A 19469-nucleotide genomic window follows, 5' to 3' on the forward strand; every position below is an offset into this window, starting at 1 on the left:
ATGTAAAAAAGCGCCCTAAAGGCGCTTTTTTGCTATCTGCGATATGCCATTTTCACAGCACTGTTTTTGTAGGTCGGGCAAGCACAGCGCCGCCCGACACAGCGACATACTGCCGGGTGGCGCTACGCTTACCCGGCCTACGATGTATTATCACCGGTCATCTGCCAGCGGCTCATTGTATGGGCTCTGTGACAGCTGTACAAAAACCTCTTTTGGTGACATGAACTTAGCAATTGTAACTACATCGCTGTTCTTATGGCTTCGCCAGCATTCCGCCTCAACGTCACAAACGTTTTGTGGCTCATACCCCTGAGCTTTTAGGTAGTCCCGGATTTTGCTACTGTCAGTTGTACCATAGATATGAACCGTAAAAATATGCGCTTCTGGGCCTGTAACATTGCCATATTCGAATCTGTAATCGGTTGTGAGCCTGGGCATGTTTTTCAATAGATCCGGCGTGAAGTATTCATACTCGCGTATGTCTTGCTCGGTGTAATGCGCAGAGCTGGCAAACTCCATTTTTACGTAAGGCCAGACAATAGTGAGCACGATGACGCCCACGAAGACAGCTATGGCAGTGGCTTTAATAAATTTTCGTGTGCTTAACAAGATCAAATGCACCATTACTCTTTGTTAGGCCGACGGTAGATATCAACCCCCACTACCTGAAGAGGGAGTGATTGATTCAACGTCACAATATCTTGCTTAGAGTGGCTTGATATCCAACATTCAGCTTCGATATCACAGGATCTTTGTAGCTGATATCCAGCCTGACTTAAGTAACCACGGATTTTGCTCGCATCAGTAACACCTTTGAACTCTATGCTATAGACAAAAGCCTGGGGCCCGCTGATATTCGCATAGCGAAACTCATAATCATCTGAAATACGGGGCATTTGTTTCAATAATGCAGGTGTATAATACTCATACTCTTGCCTATCGAGTTCGGTGTATTGTGCAGAGCTAGCAAACTCCATTTTCACATAAGGCCAGGCGACAGTAAGCGCGATGATGCCTATGAGAACAACAACGGCCAACCCTGTTAAAATTTTCTTCATAGTCCTTCTCTACCGTTACTGGCACCTAAAATTGCAAAGGTCTTGCCATGTTGCGGCAGGATCACATTACCTGATTGAAAATCATGATAAGGAGAAATAGTACGCATAAACGGCGGAAGCAGCCCTTTACGTGGGCGGGAATGAGGGGATTTGTCAGGATCGGGAAACAGCAGAGGCTGAAACGTCTCATTTTTCCATGAGCCAATTTTGCCATAGTAATCCCAGCGTTTCAGTGCCTCAGCTTTGCTGAGCGGGCGAAGCATGCTGAAGGGGTTTTGAATAGATACCATGCGATAGAATCCCAGCAAGTCAGACACCAAATCTTCGCCGCTGTAGCTACTATCAGTTACCCAGTTATTGGGAAAAACGCCTTGAAAAAATTCGAATTTTCTTGCTACCGTCATCATCATAGCTAACGCTATACTTTTTTGCTCCCAGTCAGGCCGTCCATGTTTGATTCGCCAGGTTACCATCTTCCCAGAACGGAAAAAACCGTATGGGGAAGTCATACCTTGGGAATATCTTACCTCATAGAATGCCTTTCCTGATGCTTCCCCCTGCCGAATATTTCTTAGTAAGTCACGAATATCTACACCACGGGCGTGGCCTAGGTCTATCCAGCCTAAAACTTCCGTATATATTAATCCAGCAGTTAACTCTGCGGCACGCGCTCCATCAACTATATCTTTACGTTTACTCATCCTGATTGTCTCCATCCTCTGCTAAAACCCTTCGCTCTGTCCATCATGCCGATTAGCTCTACTTATTTACCTACATTTAGTGCGGTCTTTGGGGCTGGGGGTTTTTATCACTGGAGGGTTTAGCATTGCGCCTAATTGATGTGACTTTTCCCTGGCAATCCGCTATCTTGTTTAGTATATAAAACACAAATGCCTCATCCTCCGTCAGACAGCGTAGGTCAGGGTATTATTGTTAAGTCAGCAAAACGAGAAAGCATGATGAGCGTAATGTTCGATCCTGAAGCTACGATTTACCCCTTCCCGCCTAAGCCGCGCCCGCTGAGCCTCGACGAAAAAGCGTTTTATCGCGAAAAGATCAAAAGGCTACTGAAGGAGCGCGATGCGGTTATGGTTGCCCACTACTATACCGATCCAGAGATCCAGCAGCTTGCCGAGGAGACCGGCGGCTGTATCTCTGATTCCCTGGAGATGGCGCGCTTTGGGGCGAAGCATCCTGCCTCCACGCTGCTGGTGGCTGGGGTTCGCTTTATGGGCGAGACCGCTAAAATCCTCAGCCCGGAAAAAACCATTCTGATGCCCACGCTCGATGCCGAGTGCTCTCTCGATCTTGGCTGCCCCATTGAAGCGTTCAGCGCCTTCTGCGATGCGCACCCGGACCGCACCGTCGTGGTCTACGCCAATACCTCCGCTGCGGTTAAGGCGCGCGCGGACTGGGTCGTGACATCCAGCATCGCCGTCGAGCTGATTGAGCATCTGGATAGCCTTGGCGAGAAGATCATCTGGGCGCCAGATCGCCATCTCGGCAGCTACGTGCAGAAACAGACCGGGGCCGATATCCTCTGCTGGCAGGGGGCGTGCATCGTCCACGACGAGTTTAAAACCCAGGCGCTGGCGCGCATGAAAGCGCTCTATCCTGACGCGGCTGTTCTGGTTCACCCTGAGTCACCGCAGGCGGTAGTGGATATGGCTGACGCCGTGGGCTCAACCAGCCAGCTGATCAACGCGGCCAAAACGCTGCCGCATCCGCAGCTTATTGTCGCCACCGATCGCGGTATCTTTTACAAAATGCAGCAGGCTGTTCCGGGGAAAGAGCTGCTGGAAGCGCCTACCGCCGGTGAGGGTGCAACCTGTCGCAGCTGTGCACACTGTCCGTGGATGGCCATGAACGGCCTTCAGGCTATCGCTGAGGGGCTGGAGAAGGGCGGCGCGCTACACGAGATCCATGTCGATGCAAAACTGCGTGAAGGGGCACTGCTGCCGCTGAATCGCATGCTGGATTTTGCTGCAACGCTGCGTTAATTACGTACCGTGCGATAACGGCTATGATTGTTAAGACAATTTCACTTTTCAATATGCGGGGCAGAAATGGATTTTTTTAGTACGCAGAATATCTTGGTTCACATACCGCTGGGGGCAGGCGGTTACGATCTCTCGTGGATCGAAGCGGTGGGTACCCTTGCCGGACTGCTGTGTATCTGGCTCGCCAGCCTTGAGAAGATCAGTAACTATGCCTTTGGCTTAATCAACGTGACGCTGTTTGCGGTGATTTTTTTCCAGATCCAGCTCTACGCTAGCCTGCTGTTACAGCTCTTCTTCTTTGCGGCCAACATCTATGGCTGGTATGCCTGGTCGCGGCAAACGACGCAGAACGAGGCCGTGCTGCAAATCCGCTGGCTGCCGCGCGGCAAGGCGATTGTCTGGCTGGTTGTCTGCGCCCTGGCGATTGGCCTGATGACCCTGTTTATCGATCCGGTGTTTACCTTCCTGACCCGTATTGCGGTCTCGATTATGCAGGCGCTGGGTTTAAACGTGGCGATGCCTGAGCTGCAACCCGATGCCTTCCCGTTCTGGGACGCCTGCCTGATGGTGCTGTCGATCGTGGCAATGGTGCTGATGACCCGCAAATACGTTGAGAACTGGCTATTGTGGGTTGTGGTAAACGTGATTAGCGTGGTGATCTTTGCCCTGCAGGGGGTCTACGCCATGTCGCTGGAGTATCTGATCCTGACCTTTATTGCGCTAAACGGTAGCCGGATGTGGATTAACAGCGCGCGGGAACGAGGCTCACGCGCGCTGGTCGGCTAGTGGTGATGATGATGGGCGTGACCGGAGGGCAGGGTATTGAGATCGCACTCCGGTCCGCTGCAGGGACGGTACTCCATCTGGATCGTCACGTGTGAAATCTCATAGTGATGGATCAGAAAGTGCTGGATGTGTTCCAGGAGCGCATCATGATCGTGCGGGGGGATCACCTGCACGTGCAGGGTCATCACCGACTTCTCTCCTACCGTCCAGACGTGCACATGGTGCACGTCACGCACTTCCGGGATATCACGGCGCAGATGGCGGCGCAGAGCGGCAATATCCAGCGATACCGGTGCGCTCTCCAGCAGTTCATTTACGCTCTCTTTAAGCAGCGTCCAGGCGCTGCGCAGCACCAGGCAAGAGACCAGCACCGAAAGTATCGGGTCGACCGGCGTCCAGCCTGTCCACAGGATCACCAGCGCAGCCACAATCGCCCCGACCGAGCCGAGCAGATCGCCTAAAACATGGAGCGCGGCGGCCCGCACGTTCAGGTTTTTCTCTTCACTGCCGCGATGCAGGATCCAGAAAGAGACGATGTTAGCGACGAGTCCCGCTATGGCAATGCCCAGCATCGTGAAGCCCGCCACCGGCTGCGGATGGTAGAAGCGCACAATCGCTTCCCAGACAATCATAACGGTGATGACGACCAGCGCCAGGGCATTAACGAACGCCGCCAGGGTAGTGAGCCGCAGCCAGCCGAAGGTGCGTTGGTCACTCGGGGGACGACGGGCAAAGCGCACGGCCAGCAGAGCAAAGAGCAGGGCAGCTGCATCGGTAAGCATATGACCTGCGTCTGCCAGCAGCGCCAGCGAACCGGAGACAAGGCCGCCAATAACCTCGACCACCATAAACAGAGCGGTAACGCTAAAGGCCAACAGCAAACGACGAGCGTTGCCATCATGGTGTTCAGAAGGGGAAGCGTGTGAGTGGTGATGCGCCATGAGTTTTATTCCATTTTATATATTCTCAGCGACTTACATCATTGCAGATTTTTATTTCCTCGCCACAAAAAAATAAGGAGAGCCTTAGCTCTCCTTATCGTCACATCAGGGTAATTACTGTGAAGTGCCGTCGGTTTTAGTATCAACGTCGTTGTTCATACCATCACCCGTTTCGACTTTTTTATTCACGTCCGGGCAGCGACCGTCTTTACACATGCTGTTTTTATGGATGTCGTCTTTATCCATATGCTGGCCGTCAGCGCTGGTTGACGCTCCGCCGTTGGAGTGCAGCATACCGCCGGTAGAGGTGGTGCCGGTTGTGCCGGTAGTATTAGTGCCGGTAGAGCCGGTCGCGGCATTGGTGTTGCCGGTATTGATATCGTTATTATTTACGTTATTAGGCTGCAGATTCTCTTTTGCGCCCGGTGCTACGGCCCCGGCGTCTGCGGCAGCGTTAGCTGCACCGTTGCTGTTGGATGCTGCAAGTGCTGCGCCGCTAGCCAGAGTCAGGGTAGTGGTCAGTAAAATTGTGGCCAGTTTATTCATTTTCATAATCGTGCTCCTGTTCTCGTCATTACATTGGATAGCGATATCCAACAGTGCAGATGCGAAACGGAATATTCGCTCAGTAGTGAAAGATGCCAATTCTTCCTGAAAAGGTAGAGTGGAATCTGGATAAAAAATAAAAACAAAGTGGTTACAGGTAAAAAGTTTAGCCACGTTGCCGGCGTTCGCTAGCGGCTAGCCCTTTTTTATCACTTTTCAGGAATATTCCGTACTGAGTGTAAAAGCCCGTTTACACTTCCTGGCTGAGCCGTTAGATTGGAGGGATTGCACTCTCTGACATAAGTATGGCAAACGCTGGAACGATCATGAATTATCAGAACGACGATTTACGCATTAAAGAGATTAACGAACTGTTACCCCCTGTCGCGCTACTGGAGAAATTCCCGGCGACGGAGACCGCAGCCAATACGGTTTCACACGCCCGTAAGGCTATCCATAAGATCCTCAAAGGCAGCGACGACCGCCTGCTGGTGGTGATCGGGCCATGCTCTATTCATGACCCTGCCGCAGCCAAAGAGTATGCCGCCCGCCTGTTGACGCTGCGTGAAGAGCTGAAGGGCGAGCTTGAGATCGTGATGCGCGTCTATTTTGAAAAGCCGCGCACCACCGTGGGTTGGAAAGGGCTGATTAACGATCCGCACATGGATAACAGCTTCCAGATCAATGACGGTCTGCGCATTGCTCGCAAGCTGCTGCTGGAGATTAACGACAGCGGCCTGCCTGCGGCGGGGGAGTTCCTCGATATGATCACCCCGCAGTACCTTGCCGATCTGATGAGCTGGGGGGCAATTGGCGCACGCACTACCGAATCTCAGGTGCATCGCGAGCTGGCGTCCGGGCTATCCTGCCCGGTGGGCTTCAAAAACGGTACCGATGGCACCATCAAGGTAGCGATTGACGCGATTAACGCTGCCGGTGCGCCGCACTGCTTCCTCTCCGTCACTAAGTGGGGCCACTCGGCGATTGTGAATACCAGCGGCAACGGCGACTGCCATATCATTCTGCGCGGCGGTAAAGAGCCGAACTACAGCGCGAAGCACGTTGCCGACGTGAAGCAGGGGCTGGAAAAAGCCGGCCTGGCACCGCAGGTGATGATTGACTTCAGCCACGCTAACTCCAGCAAGCAGTTCAAGAAGCAGATGACCGTGGGTGAAGATGTCTGTCAGCAGATTGCTGGCGGCGAGAAAGCGGTGATTGGCGTGATGATTGAGAGCCATCTGGTTGAAGGCAACCAGAGCCTGGAGAGCGGTGAGCCGCTGGTCTATGGCAAGAGCGTGACGGATGCCTGTATCGGCTGGGAAGATACCGACGCTATTCTGCGTCAGCTGGCCAACGCGGTGAAAGCGCGTCGCGGTTGATAATCATGCCCGGCAGCACTATGCCGCCGGGCAATCTTGCATTACTTCGCTTTACCCTGGTTTGCTACCGCCGCCGCTTTTGCAGCGATTTCGTCAGCGTTGCCCAGATAGTAGTGTTTGATCGGCTTGAAGTTTTCGTCAAACTCATACACCAGCGGCACGCCAGTCGGGATGTTCAGCTCAAGGATCTCATCTTCACCCATGTCGTCCAGGTACTTCACCAGCGCACGCAGGGAGTTACCGTGAGCGGCAATGATCACGCGCTCGCCGCTTTTCAGGCGCGGCAGAATGGTTTCATTCCAGTAAGGGATCACGCGATCGATGGTCAGCGCCAGGCTCTCGGTCAGCGGCAGCTCCTGCTCGGTCAGGGATGCGTAACGCGGATCGTGACCCGGGAAGCGCTCGTCGTCTTTGGTCAGCGCCGGCGGAGTCACCGCGAAGCCGCGACGCCACTGCTTAACCTGCTCGTCACCGTACTTCTCAGCGGTTTCCGCTTTGTTCAGGCCCTGCAGCGCACCGTAGTGACGCTCGTTCAATTTCCAGGATTTCTCTACCGGCAGCCAGGCCTGATCGAGTTCATCAAGGACGTTCCACAGGGTGTGGATGGCGCGTTTCAGCACGGAAGTGTAGGCAAAATCAAAGCTGAAGCCTTCTTCTTTCAGCAGCTTACCTGCTGATTTTGCTTCGCTCACGCCTTTCTCGGACAGGTCAACATCGTACCAGCCGGTGAAGCGGTTTTCGTTGTTCCACTGGCTTTCGCCATGACGAACCAGAACGAGCTTAGTAACAGCCATACTCTCTCCTTAATAAACCTGATTGAATGATAACAATTCTCATTATATTGCCGAGGCGACGCCAGCAGCAACGCATAACCATTACCATAGCGAAAATAGTGGCGCAGTGTAAGGTGCTTGTGAAATCGGGGTTAGGATTTTGTCGGTAAACGGTGCTTATTTCAGCAGGATGCGCAAAAAAAGCCCCGTTAAAACGGGGCTGTACGGTTACTGCGGAATAAACTGATATTCGGTAACGCTCACGTACTCCGCGCCGGGGTGCAGGGTGACATCAGGCTGCGGATACTCCGGGTGGTTCGGGCTATCCGGCAGGAATTCGCTCTCCAGAGCAAGCCCCTGATACGCGCTGTACTCGCCCTGCTCGCGGGCTGGGGTGCCTTCCAGATAGTTGCCGGAGTAGAACTGCAGCGCTGGCGCGGTGGTATAGACGCTCATCTGCAGCTTCTTATCCGCCGACCAGAGGTGCGCCGCGGGCTGGCTGAGATCGCCCTTCGCCTGGAGCAGGAAAGCGTGATCGTAACCCTTCACCTTCCGCTGATTTTCATCCTGTAAAAAATCATCCGCGATGGTTTTCGGCTGGCGGAAGTCGAAGCTGGTACCTTCAACCGCTTTCAGCTCCTGGTAAGGAATACCGGTCTCATCCACGGGCAGGTACGCATCGGCCAGCAGCTGCAGCTGGTGGTCGCGCACGTCCGACTGCACGCCGTTAAGGTTGAAGTAAGCGTGATTGGTCAGGTTTACCGGGCAGGGTTTATCCACTGTGGCGCGGTACTCAATCGCAATGCGGTTATCCTCCGTCAGGCGGAAGAGGGCGCTGGCATTCAGGTTGCCAGGATAGCCCTGGTCGCCGTCGGGGGAGGTCAGGCTCAGCAGCGCTTCGCTGTCATTCTTACGCACGATGCGCCAGCGGCGCTTATCAAAGCCTTCTGGCCCGCCGTGAAGCTGGTTTTCGCCCTGGCTCGGCAGCAGCGAGTAGCTCTGACCGTCAAGGGTGAAGCGGCTTTTGGCGATGCGGTTGGCGTAGCGGCCTACCGATGCGCCCAGATAGGCGGTCTGCTCCACGTAGCGCTGGGGCGTATTGCAGCCCAGCAGCGTTTCACGCACCGAGCCGTCGGGCATCGGCACACGGGCAGAGAGCAGGGTCGCGCCCCAGTCCATCAGGGTAACCACCATCCCCGCGCTGTTACGCAGGGTGATTAAGCGGTATGCCAGCCCGTCCGGGGCCAGCGCAGGGGTTTCGTTTAGCACTGTCCGGCCCCCTCTGATGCTTTGCAGACGTAGAAGGTCTCTTTGATGCCGGTTTTGGCTTCATACTGTGCCGCCACCGCGTCCTGAACCTGGGAAACCAGCGCTTCCGGCACCAGCGCCACGATGCAGCCGCCGAAGCCGCCGCCGGTCATGCGCACGCCGCCTTTGTCGCCAATGGTCTGCTTAACAATCTCAACCAGGGTATCGATCTGCGGCACGGTGATCTCGAAATCATCGCGCATAGAGGCATGGGAGGCCGCCATCAGCTCGCCCATTCGCTGCAGATCGCCTTTTTCCAGCGCGTCGGCCGCTTCCAGGGTGCGCTGGTTTTCAGTCAGCACGTGGCGTACGCGTTTGGCGACAAGCGGATCCAGCTCGGCGGCCACGGCGTTGAACTGCTCCAGGGAGACGTCGCGCAGGGCAGGCTGCTGGAAGAAGCGTGCGCCGGTTTCACACTGCTCGCGGCGGGTGTTGTACTCGCTGCCAACCAGGGTGCGTTTGAAGTTGCTGTTGATGATGATCACCGCCACGCCCTGCGGCATGGAGACCGCGCGGGTACCCAGCGTGCGACAGTCGAGCAGCAGAGCATGATCTTTTTTGCCGAGGGCAGAGATCAGCTGATCCATGATGCCGCAGTTGCAGCCCACGAATTGGTTCTCTGCCTCCTGGCCGTTGAGGGCAATCTGCGCTCCGTCCAGCGGCAGGTGATAAAGCTGCTGGAAGACCGTACCCACGGCAACCTCCAGCGAGGCCGATGAGCTCAATCCCGCGCCCTGCGGTACGTTGCCGCTGATCACCAGATCTGCGCCGCCAAAGCTCTTATCGCGGTTGAGCAGGTGTTTCACCACGCCACGCACGTAGTTCGACCACTGTTGGCTATCGTGAGCGAGGATCGGTGCATCGAGAGAGAACTCGTCAGTCTGGTTGTCGTAGTCAGCGGCGATAACGCGTACGGTGCGATCCGTACGCGGCGCGGCGCTGATCGCTGTCTGGTAGTCGATGGCGCACGGCAGTACGAAGCCGTCGTTGTAGTCGGTATGTTCGCCGATCAGGTTGACGCGGCCCGGAGCCTGAAACGTATGCGTGGCAGGGTAGCCGAATTTCTCAGCAAACAGAGATTGTGTTTTTTCTTTCAGACTCATGGTTAAACTCCTGATTCGCGAAAATGGATATCACTGACCGCCCGCAGGCGCTCGGCGGCCTGTTCCGCCGTCAGATCGCGCTGGGTCTCCGCCAGCATCTCGTAGCCGACCATAAACTTGCGCACCGTCGCGGAGCGCAGCAGAGGCGGATAGAAGTGGGCGTGCAGCTGCCAGTGTGAATTCTCTTCGCCGTTAAACGGTGCCCCGTGCCAGCCCATGGAGTAGGGGAAGGAGCACTGGAACAGGTTGTCATAGCGGCTGGTTAACTTTTTCAGGGCCAGGGCGAGGTCGCTGCGCTGGTCGTCGCTGAGATCGGTAATGCGCAGCACCGGGGCTTTCGGCAGCAGCAGCGTCTCGAACGGCCACGCTGCCCAGTAGGGCACCACCGCCAGCCAGTGTTCGGTCTCGACCACGGTGCGGCTGCCGTCGGCCAGCTCGCGCTTCACATAGTCCAGCAGCATCGGTGCGCCGTTGGCGGCAAAATAGTCCCGCTGCAGGCGGTCCTCACGCTCAATTTCGTTGGGCAGGAAGCTGTTGGCCCAGACCTGACCGTGCGGATGGGGGTTAGAGCAGCCCATCGCCGCGCCTTTATTCTCAAACACCTGCACCCAGGGGTAGGTCTCACCCAGCTCGGCGGTCTGCGCCTGCCAGGTCTGGACGACCTCTTCCAGCGCCGGGAGGCTCAGCTCCGGCAGGGTTTTGCTATGATCCGGCGAGAAGCAGATCACCCGGCTAACGCCGCGGGCGCTTTGGCAGCGCATCAGCGGATCGTCGCTCTCAGGCGCATCCGGCGTGTCGCTCATCAGGGCGGCAAAGTCGTTGGTGAACACGAAGGTGCCACTGTAGTCCGGGTTTTTATCGCCGGTTACCCGAGTATTGCCAGGGCAAAGGAAGCAGTCCGGATCGTGCGCGGGCAGCGTCTGCTGGGACGGTGTCTCCTGCGCGCCCTGCCACGGACGCTTGGCGCGGTGGGGGGAGACCAGGATCCACTGACCGGTCAGCGGATTGTAGCGACGATGGGGGTGATCGACCGGGTTAAACTGTGTCATAGGATCCTCCTTAATCCGCATAGCCCTGCGGGTGACGGGACTGCCAGCGCCAGGTGTCCTGCGCCATCTCATCAAGAGAGCGGGTAACGCGCCAGTTCAGCTCTTTATCGGCGCGGCTGGCGTCGGCCCAGTAGGCAGGCAGATCGCCTTCGCGGCGCGGGGCAAAGTGATAGGTAATAGGTTTGCCGCAGGCTTTGCTGAAAGCGTTAACCACGTCCAGCACGCTGCTGCCCACGCCTGCGCCCAGGTTATAGATATGCACGCCAGCTTTACCGGCCAGCGTCTGCATGGCGGCTACGTGACCGTCGGCCAGGTCCATCACGTGGATGTAGTCGCGTACGCCGGTGCCGTCTTCGGTTGGGTAGTCGTTGCCGAAGATAGCCAGCGACTCGCGACGACCTACCGCCACCTGAGCGATGTAGGGCATCAGGTTATTTGGAATACCCTGCGGATCTTCGCCCATATCACCCGACGGATGCGCGCCAACCGGGTTGAAGTAGCGCAGAAGGGCAATGCTCCACTCCGGGTCGGCTTTTTGCAGGTCAGTAAGGATCTGCTCCACCATCAGCTTGCTTTTGCCGTAGGGGCTTTGCGGCGTACCGGTGGGGAAGCTCTCAACGTAAGGGATCTTCGGCTGATCGCCGTAGACAGTAGCCGAGGAGCTAAAGATAAGGTTTTTGACGTTAGCTGCACGCATGGCAGCCACCAGGCGCAGGGTACCGTTGACGTTGTTATCGTAGTACTCCAGCGGCTTCGCGACGGATTCGCCTACCGCCTTCAGGCCAGCAAAATGGATCACCGTATCGATAGCCTGCTCGCGAAGCACATCGGCCAGCAGCGCTTCGTTGCGGATATCGCCCTCGATAAAGGTGGCCTCTTTACCGCCCAGGCGGGCGATGACCGGCAGGACACTTTGCTTACTGTTGCAGAGGTTGTCGAGAATAACGACGTCGTGACCGTTTTGTAGCAGCTGTACGCAGGTATGACTGCCGATGTAACCGCTACCACCTGTAACCAGAACTCGCATGTTTGGCTCCATTAACCATATGTTATCTAATAACGATAGCATAACAGAGATGTAAAAAGTGTGACATGAACGAAAGTAGTGGAATCGCTTACACTAAAAGCACGCAACGGAAATGGCGCTTTAAATACTTTTTAAAATCAAGCAATTAAAGCGCGATCATGCGCCTGGTCTGAAAAATGCCAGCCAAACGGTCTAAGCCGGCTGGTCAATCAGGTAGGTATAGTTATCACCCTCGGGTACAAAGTGCAGCCGGTGGGTAATACAGGCGGGAGCGTCCTGGGCGTGATGGGAGACGAACAGCAGCTGGGTTTCGCCCTGGCCTATCAGCACGTCAACAAAGCGGCGGATCAGCTGGCGGTTAAGCGGATCGAGCCCCTGCAAAGGTTCATCGAGGATCAGCAGGGTAGGATGTTTGACCAGCGCCCGGACGATCAACGCCAGCCGCTGCTGTCCCCAGGAAAGACTATGGAAAGGGGCGTCGGCGGTGCGGGCATCGATGCCTAAAATATCTAACCACTCCTGAACCAGCTTCTGCTGTTTATCCGACACCGCCTGGTAGATACCAATCGAGTCAAAGTAGCCGGAGAGGATCACGTTACGCACCGTGGTGCTGACCCGGTACTCCAGATGCAGGCTGCTGCTGACGTAGCCGATATGCTTTTTGATATCCCAGATGGTCTCCCCGCTGCCCCGGCGTATGCCAAACAGGGTCAGGTCGTTGCTGTAACCCTGCGGATGATCGCCGGTGATCAGGTTAAGCAGGGTCGATTTTCCCGCCCCGTTGGGGCCAACGATCTGCCAGTGTTCGCCGGGGTTCACGGTCCAGCTCAGATGGTTAATGATGGGTCGATCGTTGTAGGAGACCACGCCATCGTTAAGCACAATGCGCGGGCTATCCGCGGCCAGCAGATGGTGGGCGGGGGGCGCATCCGGCGGCGGCAAAGCTACACCTGCCAGCGTCTCGCTGTGCGCCAGCTGGGCAATCAGGGCCTGCTCCAGCAGGGTCTGCTTCGCGCCGGTTTCGCTCAGCGTGCAATCCACCAGCACTCCGGCGTTAGCGACAAAATCTGGGATCTCGTCGAAGCGGTTAAGCACCAGCACGAGGGTGATGCCCTGGGCACTGAGCTGACCCAGCAGATCCGCCAGCTGGGCGCGAGAGGCAACGTCCAGCCCGTCAAAAGGCTCGTCCAAAATCAATAGCTCGGGATCGGTCATCAGCGCCTGGCACAGCAGGGTCTTACGCGTCTCGCCGGTAGAGAGATATTTGAAGCGGCGATCGAGCAGAGCGCTAATGCCGAAGCGGGCGGCCAGATCGGCGCAGCGTGCCGGATCCTTGACCTCATCCTGGATAATCTGCGCCGTAGTGCGGCCGGTATCCTCTTCGCCAGGGCTGAGCAGATCGGTGTTGTTCCGCTGCCACTCGTCGCTGACCAGCTTCTGCAGCTGCTCAAATGAGAGACGGGTGACGCGGGCGAAGGTGCTTTCGCGCGTGCCTTTTAGCAGGGTAAGCTCACCGGCCAGCGCTCTGGCGAGGGCCGATTTGCCGCTGCCGTTGGTGCCGACAAAGGCCCAGCTCTCTCCAGCGCGCAGGGTAAGGTCGCTGATAGCGAGCGTGCGTGTATCGCTAAGACGAAACGTGCCTTGCGAAATATGCAATAACGACATGACGTATCCCATTTTTTGCAGCAGTAGTGCACAGAGATACGTGCTGCCGACGGGATTGTCAATGCCAGCGGCTTAGCAGAGTGTGGCGACGATAACCCGGTCAGCGCTGAAGTAGGCGATCGCGTCGCTCTCTACCACCAGTTGGTCCGCCTGCTCCCGCGCGACGGTAGCACACAGCGTCTGCCCGTCCGGCAGGGTCATCAGCACTTCACTGTGCGCCTCGCCGTGTTCAACGTGGCTGATGCGTCCCGGCAGCTGGTTATCGGCCCCGGCGGCAGCGGCGCTCTCCTGGGTGATGTTCACCCACGGCGCTTTTAACAGCACCAGCACCTCTTTGCCTTCGTCCAGCCCAAGACGCTCGCCGCTGCGGGCGGTCAGGGCAACCTTCAGCCGGGTCGTGCCATCCGCCAGCAGAACGTCGACGTGCTGCTGGACGTGAGAATTATCCCGGCCGGTGACCGTGCCGAACCATTGATTACGGGCACTGGTCTGCAATGAGAAGCGGGAGATGGCCGCCAGCAGGCTGTTAAGGGGGAGGGCATCGTCATCACTGAGCACGTCAAAGGCTTTCTGCTGGATCTGCGCCAGCAGCTCGTAAAGCTGGATCAGCCGCTGGCCGTAGCGTGTCAGCTGTGCGCCGCCGCCGCCTTTACCGCCGGTTGCGCGGTCAACCAGCGGCTGCTCGCTGAGCTGGTTCATCTCGTTGATGGCGTCCCAGGCGCTTTTATAGCTGATGCCAGCGTTCTTTGCGCCCTGGCTTATGGAGCCGGTCTGTTCTATCTGTTTGAGGAGAGCAATGCGTCGGGGATCGGCAAACAGCCGCTGCTGGAGCCGGAGGGTAAGGAGGATTTCAGCCTGCATAGTCAATCCTTGCAAAAGGGGTATTGTGCCGTAAATGCGCACCGGCGCAATGGGCATCGCACAAAAGGGACGTGTAATTCCGCGCCACCAGGTTAGAATGATAACTTCACTATATCTGGAGTAGACCATGTTAGAGTTACTGAAAAGTCTGGCATTCGCGGTGATCATGGTACCCGTGGTGATGGCCATCATTCTGGGGGCAATCTACGGCCTCGGCGAAGTGTTCAACATTTTTTCCGGCATTGGTCACAAAGATCGGTCCAGAGAGTCCCGTTAGTTTCTTAAAAACGCCCGCAGCCGCGGGCGTTTTGCTATTCAAGCTTTTTTATCCGTTGCCGATATCTGTTTTATACCGGGGTTACCGCTTAAGCGGTACAAATTATCCCTGTAAAAACCCGAGGGTTATCGTTATATTGTGAAGTATATAACGATATTCACAGGAGTCAGATATGGCACGTTCGGGATTACGCTTGTTAGCAGGCGCAACATTAACGCTCACGCTGGCAGGGCATGCTCTGGCGGACGAGGGAAAAATCACGGTATTTGCTGCCGCGTCGCTGACCAATGCGATGCAGGATATCGCTACCGCCTATACGAAAGAGAAAAAAGTTAAGGTCGTCTCTTCGTTTGCCTCCTCCTCAACGCTGGCGCGCCAGATTGAGGCCGGTGCGCCTGCCGATCTCTTTATCTCTGCCGATCAGAAGTGGATGGATTACGCGGTAGAGAAGAAAGCGATTGATACCGCCAGCCGTGAAACGCTGCTCGGTAACAGTCTGGTGGTGGTCGCCCCAAAAGCCAACGCCCAGGGTGAGATCGCAATTAACGATAAAACCAACTGGACCCGCCTGCTGAACGGGGGCCGTCTGGCGGTAGGCGATCCAGAGCACGTTCCGGCAGGCATCTACGCCAAAGAGGCGTTACAGAAGCTGGGTGCCTGGGATACGCTGTCGCCGAAGCTCGCTCCGGCAGAGGACGTGCGTGGCGCACTGGCGCTGGTAGAGCGCAACGAAGCCCCGCTGGGCATTGTCTACGGCTCTGATGCAGTGGCCAGCAAGGGCGTGAAGGTGGTCGGCACCTTCCCGGAAGATTCACATAAAAAGGTGGAATACCCGCTGGCTATCATCGACGGGCATAAAAACGCCACGGTAAGCGCGTTTTATGACTATCTGAAAGGCCCGCAGGCTTCTGAAATCTTTAAACGTTACGGATTTACGACGCACGAATGATATTGACCGATCCCGAATGGCAGGCGGTGTTGCTGAGCCTGAAAGTCTCCTCCCTGGCTGTTTTCTTCAGCTTGCCCTTTGGGATCTTCTTTGCCTGGCTGCTGGTCCGCTGTACGTTTCCAGGCAAAGCCCTGCTCGATAGTCTGCTGCACCTGCCGCTCGTGCTGCCTCCGGTAGTGGTGGGTTACCTGCTGCTGGTGGCGATGGGTCGCCGGGGTTTTATCGGCGAGTGGCTCTACGACTGGTTCGGCCTGACCTTTGCCTTTAGCTGGCGTGGCGCGGTGCTGGCAGCGGCGGTAATGTCGTTCCCGCTGATGGTGCGGGCTATTCGCCTGGCACTTGAGGGGGTCGATCTCAAGCTGGAGCAGGCGGCGCGTACCCTTGGGGCCGGGCGCTGGCGGGTCTTTATGACCATCACCCTGCCGCTCACCCTGCCGGGTATTATTGTCGGGACGGTGCTGGCTTTTGCCCGCTCCCTCGGCGAGTTTGGTGCAACCATCACCTTTGTCTCTAACATCCCCGGCGAAACGCGCACTATTCCATCGGCGATGTACACCTTGATCCAGACCCCCGGCGGCGAAAGCGCGGCGGCGCGGCTCTGCCTGATCTCTATCGTGCTGGCGCTGATTTCGCTGCTGGTGTCCGAGTGGCTGGCGCGGCTTAGCCGCGAGCGGACGGGGAGATAGATCATGTTGGAACTCGATTTTACCCAGACGCTGGGCACGCACCGGCTGCGCGTTGAGGCGAATTTGCCCGCCAGCGGTATCACCGCCATCTTTGGCGTCTCCGGGGCGGGGAAAACCTCGCTGATTAACGCTGTCGGCGGCCTGACGCGCCCGCAGCAGGGGCGCATCGTACTCAATGAGCGGGTGCTGAACGATACCGAAAAAAACATCTGCCTGCCGCCAGAGAAGCGCCGGATCGGCTACGTCTTCCAGGATGCGCGTCTCTTTCCCCACTATAAGGTGCTCGGCAACCTGCGCTACGGCATGGCGAAAAGCATGGCCGGACAGTTTGACCGGCTGGTGACCCTGCTGGGCATCGAGCCGCTGCTCGACAGGCTGCCGGGGAGCCTCTCCGGCGGGGAGAAACAGCGGGTGGCGATTGGCCGGGCGCTGCTTACCGCCCCCGAGCTGCTGCTGCTCGACGAGCCGCTGGCCTCGCTGGATATCCCCCGCAAGCGCGAGCTGCTGCCCTACCTGCAACGGCTGGCGCGGGAGATTAATATCCCGATGCTCTACGTGAGTCACTCGCTGGATGAGATCCTGCATCTTGCCGATAAGGTGATGGTGCTCGAGGCGGGAGAGGTAAAAGCCTTTGGCAACCTCGAGGATATTTGGGGTAGCCGGGTGATGAACCCGTGGCTGCCGCCAGAGCAGCAGAGCAGCGTGCTGAAGGTCAGCGTGCTGGAGCACCATCCGCACTATGCCATGACCGCGCTGGCGCTGGGAGATCAGCACCTGTGGGTCAACAAGCTCGATAGCCCATTACAGACGGCGCTGCGTATTCGCATCCAGGCCTCGGACGTGTCGCTGGTGTTGCAGCCGCCGGTCAACAGCAGCATCCGTAATATCCTGCGGGCGAAGGTGGCCCAGTGCTATGACGACCAGGGCCAGGTTGAGGTTCAGCTGGAGGTGGGCAGCCGCACGCTCTGGGCGCGCATCAGCCCATGGGCCAGGGATGAGCTAGGCATCAAGCCTGGCCTGTGGCTCTACGCGCAGATCAAGAGCGTCTCGATCACCACCTGATCACAGCAGGTGGGTATAGATAAACTCGGCGATGGTATCGGTGGTGTTATCGCCAATCACCACGTTGGCGTGGGCTTTCACCTCGTCTGCCGCATTACCCATCGCTACACCCATGCCCGCCGCCTGCAGCATGCTGATATCGTTGAAGTTATCGCCAAAGGCCACCACGTCCTGCATTGACAGCCCCTGAGAAGCAACCCACTGAGCCAGGCGCTTGCCTTTGCTGTTGCCCTGGCGGGCAATATCGATCTGATCGTGCCATGAACGCTCACACTCCAGGCCAAGCTGCTGTTCAACCTCAAGGGCGAAGGCGTTAAGTTTGGCGCTGTCCTCATCGGTAAGGGCAAACTTCCAGACCGCGTTCACCTCGCGGGCGGTCTGCGCCAGCGAACCGACCTGGGTAAAGACCGGGCGCTGCTCCGGCGGCAGGGACTGCGCCCAGTTCATGGTGCGCAGCACGTGTCCGGTAGGCGTCTCGTACACCATGGCATCATCAACATACATCAGGGCGTGAACCTTATGCTCATTGAGCATATCAATGAGTTGCAGCGCCTGAACCACGGGGAGCGGATCGGACTCAAGCACCTTTTTTGCCTGATAATCATACAAATAGGTGCCGTTACAGCAAATTGCAGGTGTATCGAGGGCCAGTGCCTGATAAAAAGGATGAATGGCAACATGGTGTCGGCCGGTCACAATCAGTGGCGTGAAGCCCGCATCCCTGGCGCGCGCCAGCGCCTGAAGCGAAGAGGGGAGCAGGGTCTTTGTGGGGGTCAGCAGCGTGCCGTCTAAATCCAGGGCTATAACTCGCGAGGTCATGTCGGGTTCCAGGTAGAGAATGAAATTCAACTCGTTACGCATGGTACACCGGCATGACGGCCTGGCAAAACGTCGGGCAGAAATAGAGCATTCAGCGCTAAAAAAGACTATCGTGGTTATCTACTTCACTGCTTTTGCGATCAAGGAGAAATTATGCAGCAAACCGTTTATACCGCCAGCCCCGAGAGCCAGCAGATCCACGTCTGGCGTCTGAATGACGAAGGTACGCTGACCCTGGTGCAGGTCGTTGACGTGCCGGGCCAGGTGCAGCCGATGGTGGTTAGCCCAGACAAGCGCTTTCTCTATGTTGGCGTGCGTCCGGAGTTTCGCGTGCTGGCCTACCGCATCGCACCGGAAGATGGCGCGCTGACCTTTACCGCAGAAGCGCCGCTGTCCGGTAGCCCGACGCATATCTCCACCGATCGCCAAGGCCGCTTTCTCTTTACCGCCTCCTACAACGCGGGCAGCGTCAGCGTTACCCCGCTGAATGACGGCCTGCCGGGCGAAATTACTGCCCTGGTGGAGGGTCTGGACGGGTGCCACTCGGCCAATATCTCCCCGGATAACGCCACCCTGTGGGTACCGGCACTGAAGCAGGATCGTATCTGCCTGTTTACCCTTGGCGATAACGGCCAGCTTACCGCGCAGACCCCGGCTGAAGTGACCACCGTTGAAGGGGCCGGTCCGCGCCATATGGCGTTCCACCCGAACCAGCAGTACGCCTACTGCGTTAACGAACTCAACGGCTCGGTAGACGTGTGGCAGCTTAGCAATGCCCACGGTCAGATCGAGTGCGTGCAGACTCTGGATATGATGCCTGCCGACTTCGCTGATACCCGCTGGGCGGCGGATATTCACATTACGCCGGACGGACGTCACCTCTACGCCTGCGACCGTACCGCCAGCATCGTGACGATCTTTAGCGTCTCGGAAGATGGTAGCGTGCTGGCCGTAGAAGGCTACCAGCCGACCGAAACCCAGCCGCGCGGCTTCAACATCGACCACAGCGGTAAGTACCTGATTGCCGCAGGGCAGAAGTCGCACCATATCGCGCTGTATGCGATTCAGGGCGCGCAGGGTCTGCTGGAAGAGAAGGGCCGTTATGCCGTCGGGCAGGGGCCGATGTGGGTGGTGGTGCACGCACACTAACGGGTTAGCACCGTAACGCCGGGCGGCACTG

The 19469-nt window shown here is 57.1% G+C and carries 21 protein-coding genes; 8 read left to right on the forward strand and 13 right to left on the reverse strand.

Annotation, left to right across the window (positions count from 1 at the left end):
* Window positions 1–150: 150 nt before the first annotated feature.
* Genes WFN61_RS01875 through WFN61_RS01885 form a run of 3 tightly spaced genes read right to left on the reverse strand, consistent with a single transcriptional unit; the run spans window position 151 to window position 1759 of the window.
* Window positions 151–624, reverse strand: a complete 474-nt coding sequence (locus tag WFN61_RS01875; RefSeq protein ID WP_337037381.1) for a hypothetical protein — start codon at window positions 622–624, stop codon at window positions 151–153.
* A complete protein-coding gene (locus WFN61_RS01880) occupies window positions 624–1058 on the reverse strand; it encodes a hypothetical protein (RefSeq protein WP_257756951.1) in 435 nt (144 codons plus the stop codon). Before WFN61_RS01880 ends, WFN61_RS01875 begins: the two co-directional genes overlap by 1 nt.
* Window positions 1055–1759: a hypothetical protein gene (locus tag WFN61_RS01885; protein WP_337037384.1), complete on the reverse strand. Its 705-nt coding sequence runs from the start codon at window positions 1757–1759 to the stop codon at window positions 1055–1057. Before WFN61_RS01885 ends, WFN61_RS01880 begins: the two co-directional genes overlap by 4 nt.
* A 258-nt stretch (window positions 1760–2017) precedes the next feature.
* Between WFN61_RS01885 and nadA the strand changes: the two genes are divergently transcribed.
* Window positions 2018–3058: a quinolinate synthase NadA gene (gene nadA / locus WFN61_RS01890; protein ID WP_222890575.1), complete on the forward strand. Its 1041-nt coding sequence runs from the start codon at window positions 2018–2020 to the stop codon at window positions 3056–3058.
* A 66-nt stretch (window positions 3059–3124) separates the two neighbouring features.
* Window positions 3125–3844 (forward strand): nicotinamide riboside transporter PnuC, encoded by a 720-nt coding sequence (gene pnuC, locus WFN61_RS01895; RefSeq protein ID WP_257756954.1) that lies wholly within the window; start codon window positions 3125–3127, stop codon window positions 3842–3844.
* Here the strand turns inward: pnuC and zitB are convergent.
* Both zitB and WFN61_RS01905 read right to left on the reverse strand, forming a co-directional pair.
* Window positions 3841–4785: a CDF family zinc transporter ZitB gene (gene zitB, locus WFN61_RS01900; RefSeq protein WP_337037386.1), complete on the reverse strand. Its 945-nt coding sequence runs from the start codon at window positions 4783–4785 to the stop codon at window positions 3841–3843. The two genes, pnuC and zitB, sit on opposite strands and share 4 nt — an antisense overlap.
* Window positions 4786–4899: 114 nt before the next feature.
* On the reverse strand, window positions 4900–5337 hold the full coding sequence (locus WFN61_RS01905) for a protein YbgS (protein WP_144813462.1): 438 nt from the start codon (window positions 5335–5337) through the stop codon (window positions 4900–4902).
* Between the two features lie 320 nt (window positions 5338–5657).
* On the opposite strand from WFN61_RS01905, the gene aroG reads away from it, so the two are divergent.
* Window positions 5658–6710 carry a 3-deoxy-7-phosphoheptulonate synthase AroG gene (aroG, locus tag WFN61_RS01910; protein WP_144813459.1) on the forward strand — a complete coding sequence of 351 codons (1053 nt, stop codon included), beginning with the start codon at window positions 5658–5660 and terminating at the stop codon, window positions 6708–6710.
* A 41-nt stretch (window positions 6711–6751) separates the two neighbouring features.
* On the opposite strand, the gene gpmA is transcribed toward aroG, so the two are convergent.
* From gpmA to modE, 7 genes are all read right to left on the reverse strand, one after another.
* Complete coding sequence (gpmA, locus tag WFN61_RS01915; RefSeq protein ID WP_042392192.1) at window positions 6752–7504, reverse strand: 2,3-diphosphoglycerate-dependent phosphoglycerate mutase; 753 nt, start codon at window positions 7502–7504, stop codon at window positions 6752–6754.
* 207 nt (window positions 7505–7711) lie between these two features.
* A complete protein-coding gene (gene galM / locus WFN61_RS01920; protein ID WP_337037389.1) occupies window positions 7712–8752 on the reverse strand; it encodes a galactose-1-epimerase in 1041 nt (346 codons plus the stop codon).
* Window positions 8746–9894 carry a galactokinase gene (galK, locus tag WFN61_RS01925; protein WP_337037391.1) on the reverse strand — a complete coding sequence of 383 codons (1149 nt, stop codon included), beginning with the start codon at window positions 9892–9894 and terminating at the stop codon, window positions 8746–8748. The genes galM and galK overlap by 7 nt, the downstream gene beginning before the upstream one ends.
* 2 nt (window positions 9895–9896) lie before the next feature.
* Window positions 9897–10943, reverse strand: a complete 1047-nt coding sequence (gene galT, locus WFN61_RS01930) for a galactose-1-phosphate uridylyltransferase (RefSeq protein ID WP_312178160.1) — start codon at window positions 10941–10943, stop codon at window positions 9897–9899.
* A gap of 10 nt (window positions 10944–10953) precedes the next feature.
* Window positions 10954–11970: a UDP-glucose 4-epimerase GalE gene (galE, locus tag WFN61_RS01935; protein ID WP_042392200.1), complete on the reverse strand. Its 1017-nt coding sequence runs from the start codon at window positions 11968–11970 to the stop codon at window positions 10954–10956.
* 192 nt (window positions 11971–12162) lie between these two features.
* Window positions 12163–13635: a molybdate ABC transporter ATP-binding protein ModF gene (gene modF / locus WFN61_RS01940; protein WP_337037398.1), complete on the reverse strand. Its 1473-nt coding sequence runs from the start codon at window positions 13633–13635 to the stop codon at window positions 12163–12165.
* 72 nt (window positions 13636–13707) lie between these two features.
* The gene (gene modE, locus WFN61_RS01945) at window positions 13708–14496 is read right to left on the reverse strand and encodes a molybdenum-dependent transcriptional regulator (RefSeq protein ID WP_144813440.1); all 789 of its coding nucleotides are present in this window, start codon (window positions 14494–14496) and stop codon (window positions 13708–13710) included.
* A gap of 127 nt (window positions 14497–14623) precedes the next feature.
* On the opposite strand from modE, the gene WFN61_RS01950 reads away from it, so the two are divergent.
* From WFN61_RS01950 to modC, 4 genes are all read left to right on the forward strand, one after another.
* The gene (locus tag WFN61_RS01950) at window positions 14624–14773 is read left to right on the forward strand and encodes an AcrZ family multidrug efflux pump-associated protein (RefSeq protein ID WP_144813437.1); all 150 of its coding nucleotides are present in this window, start codon (window positions 14624–14626) and stop codon (window positions 14771–14773) included.
* A gap of 172 nt (window positions 14774–14945) precedes the next feature.
* Window positions 14946–15722, forward strand: a complete 777-nt coding sequence (gene modA, locus WFN61_RS01955) for a molybdate ABC transporter substrate-binding protein (RefSeq protein ID WP_337037402.1) — start codon at window positions 14946–14948, stop codon at window positions 15720–15722.
* The gene (gene modB, locus WFN61_RS01960; protein ID WP_144813431.1) at window positions 15719–16408 is read left to right on the forward strand and encodes a molybdate ABC transporter permease subunit; all 690 of its coding nucleotides are present in this window, start codon (window positions 15719–15721) and stop codon (window positions 16406–16408) included. The genes modA and modB overlap by 4 nt, the downstream gene beginning before the upstream one ends.
* 3 nt (window positions 16409–16411) lie before the next feature.
* Window positions 16412–17470 (forward strand): molybdenum ABC transporter ATP-binding protein ModC, encoded by a 1059-nt coding sequence (modC, locus tag WFN61_RS01965; protein ID WP_312178158.1) that lies wholly within the window; start codon window positions 16412–16414, stop codon window positions 17468–17470.
* Here the strand turns inward: modC and WFN61_RS01970 are convergent, their stop codons facing one another.
* A complete protein-coding gene (locus WFN61_RS01970; RefSeq protein WP_312178157.1) occupies window positions 17471–18289 on the reverse strand; it encodes a pyridoxal phosphatase in 819 nt (272 codons plus the stop codon). It abuts the gene before it with no gap.
* Between the two features lie 153 nt (window positions 18290–18442).
* On the opposite strand from WFN61_RS01970, the gene pgl reads away from it, so the two are divergent.
* On the forward strand, window positions 18443–19438 hold the full coding sequence (gene pgl / locus WFN61_RS01975; protein WP_238083826.1) for a 6-phosphogluconolactonase: 996 nt from the start codon (window positions 18443–18445) through the stop codon (window positions 19436–19438).
* Window positions 19439–19469 lie beyond the last annotated feature (31 nt).

This window comes from Pseudescherichia sp. AS216 (assembly GCF_037152055.1).
In the GTDB taxonomy this organism is placed as follows: domain Bacteria; phylum Pseudomonadota; class Gammaproteobacteria; order Enterobacterales; family Enterobacteriaceae; genus Pseudescherichia.

Coding starts and splice junctions, on each gene's coding strand:
- WFN61_RS01875 (WP_337037381.1), bottom strand. CDS start 624: ATGGTGCATTTGATCTTGTTAAGCACACGAAAATTTATTAAAGCCACT.
- WFN61_RS01880 (WP_257756951.1), bottom strand. CDS start 1,058: ATGAAGAAAATTTTAACAGGGTTGGCCGTTGTTGTTCTCATAGGCATC.
- WFN61_RS01885 (WP_337037384.1), bottom strand. CDS start 1,759: ATGAGTAAACGTAAAGATATAGTTGATGGAGCGCGTGCCGCAGAGTTA.
- nadA (WP_222890575.1), top strand. CDS start 2,018: ATGAGCGTAATGTTCGATCCTGAAGCTACGATTTACCCCTTCCCGCCT.
- pnuC (WP_257756954.1), top strand. CDS start 3,125: ATGGATTTTTTTAGTACGCAGAATATCTTGGTTCACATACCGCTGGGG.
- zitB (WP_337037386.1), bottom strand. CDS start 4,785: ATGGCGCATCACCACTCACACGCTTCCCCTTCTGAACACCATGATGGC.
- WFN61_RS01905 (WP_144813462.1), bottom strand. CDS start 5,337: ATGAAAATGAATAAACTGGCCACAATTTTACTGACCACTACCCTGACT.
- aroG (WP_144813459.1), top strand. CDS start 5,658: ATGAATTATCAGAACGACGATTTACGCATTAAAGAGATTAACGAACTG.
- gpmA (WP_042392192.1), bottom strand. CDS start 7,504: ATGGCTGTTACTAAGCTCGTTCTGGTTCGTCATGGCGAAAGCCAGTGG.
- galK (WP_337037391.1), bottom strand. CDS start 9,894: ATGAGTCTGAAAGAAAAAACACAATCTCTGTTTGCTGAGAAATTCGGC.
- galT (WP_312178160.1), bottom strand. CDS start 10,943: ATGACACAGTTTAACCCGGTCGATCACCCCCATCGTCGCTACAATCCG.
- galE (WP_042392200.1), bottom strand. CDS start 11,970: ATGCGAGTTCTGGTTACAGGTGGTAGCGGTTACATCGGCAGTCATACC.
- modF (WP_337037398.1), bottom strand. CDS start 13,635: ATGTCGTTATTGCATATTTCGCAAGGCACGTTTCGTCTTAGCGATACA.
- modE (WP_144813440.1), bottom strand. CDS start 14,496: ATGCAGGCTGAAATCCTCCTTACCCTCCGGCTCCAGCAGCGGCTGTTT.
- WFN61_RS01950 (WP_144813437.1), top strand. CDS start 14,624: ATGTTAGAGTTACTGAAAAGTCTGGCATTCGCGGTGATCATGGTACCC.
- modA (WP_337037402.1), top strand. CDS start 14,946: ATGGCACGTTCGGGATTACGCTTGTTAGCAGGCGCAACATTAACGCTC.
- modB (WP_144813431.1), top strand. CDS start 15,719: ATGATATTGACCGATCCCGAATGGCAGGCGGTGTTGCTGAGCCTGAAA.
- modC (WP_312178158.1), top strand. CDS start 16,412: ATGTTGGAACTCGATTTTACCCAGACGCTGGGCACGCACCGGCTGCGC.
- WFN61_RS01970 (WP_312178157.1), bottom strand. CDS start 18,289: ATGACCTCGCGAGTTATAGCCCTGGATTTAGACGGCACGCTGCTGACC.
- pgl (WP_238083826.1), top strand. CDS start 18,443: ATGCAGCAAACCGTTTATACCGCCAGCCCCGAGAGCCAGCAGATCCAC.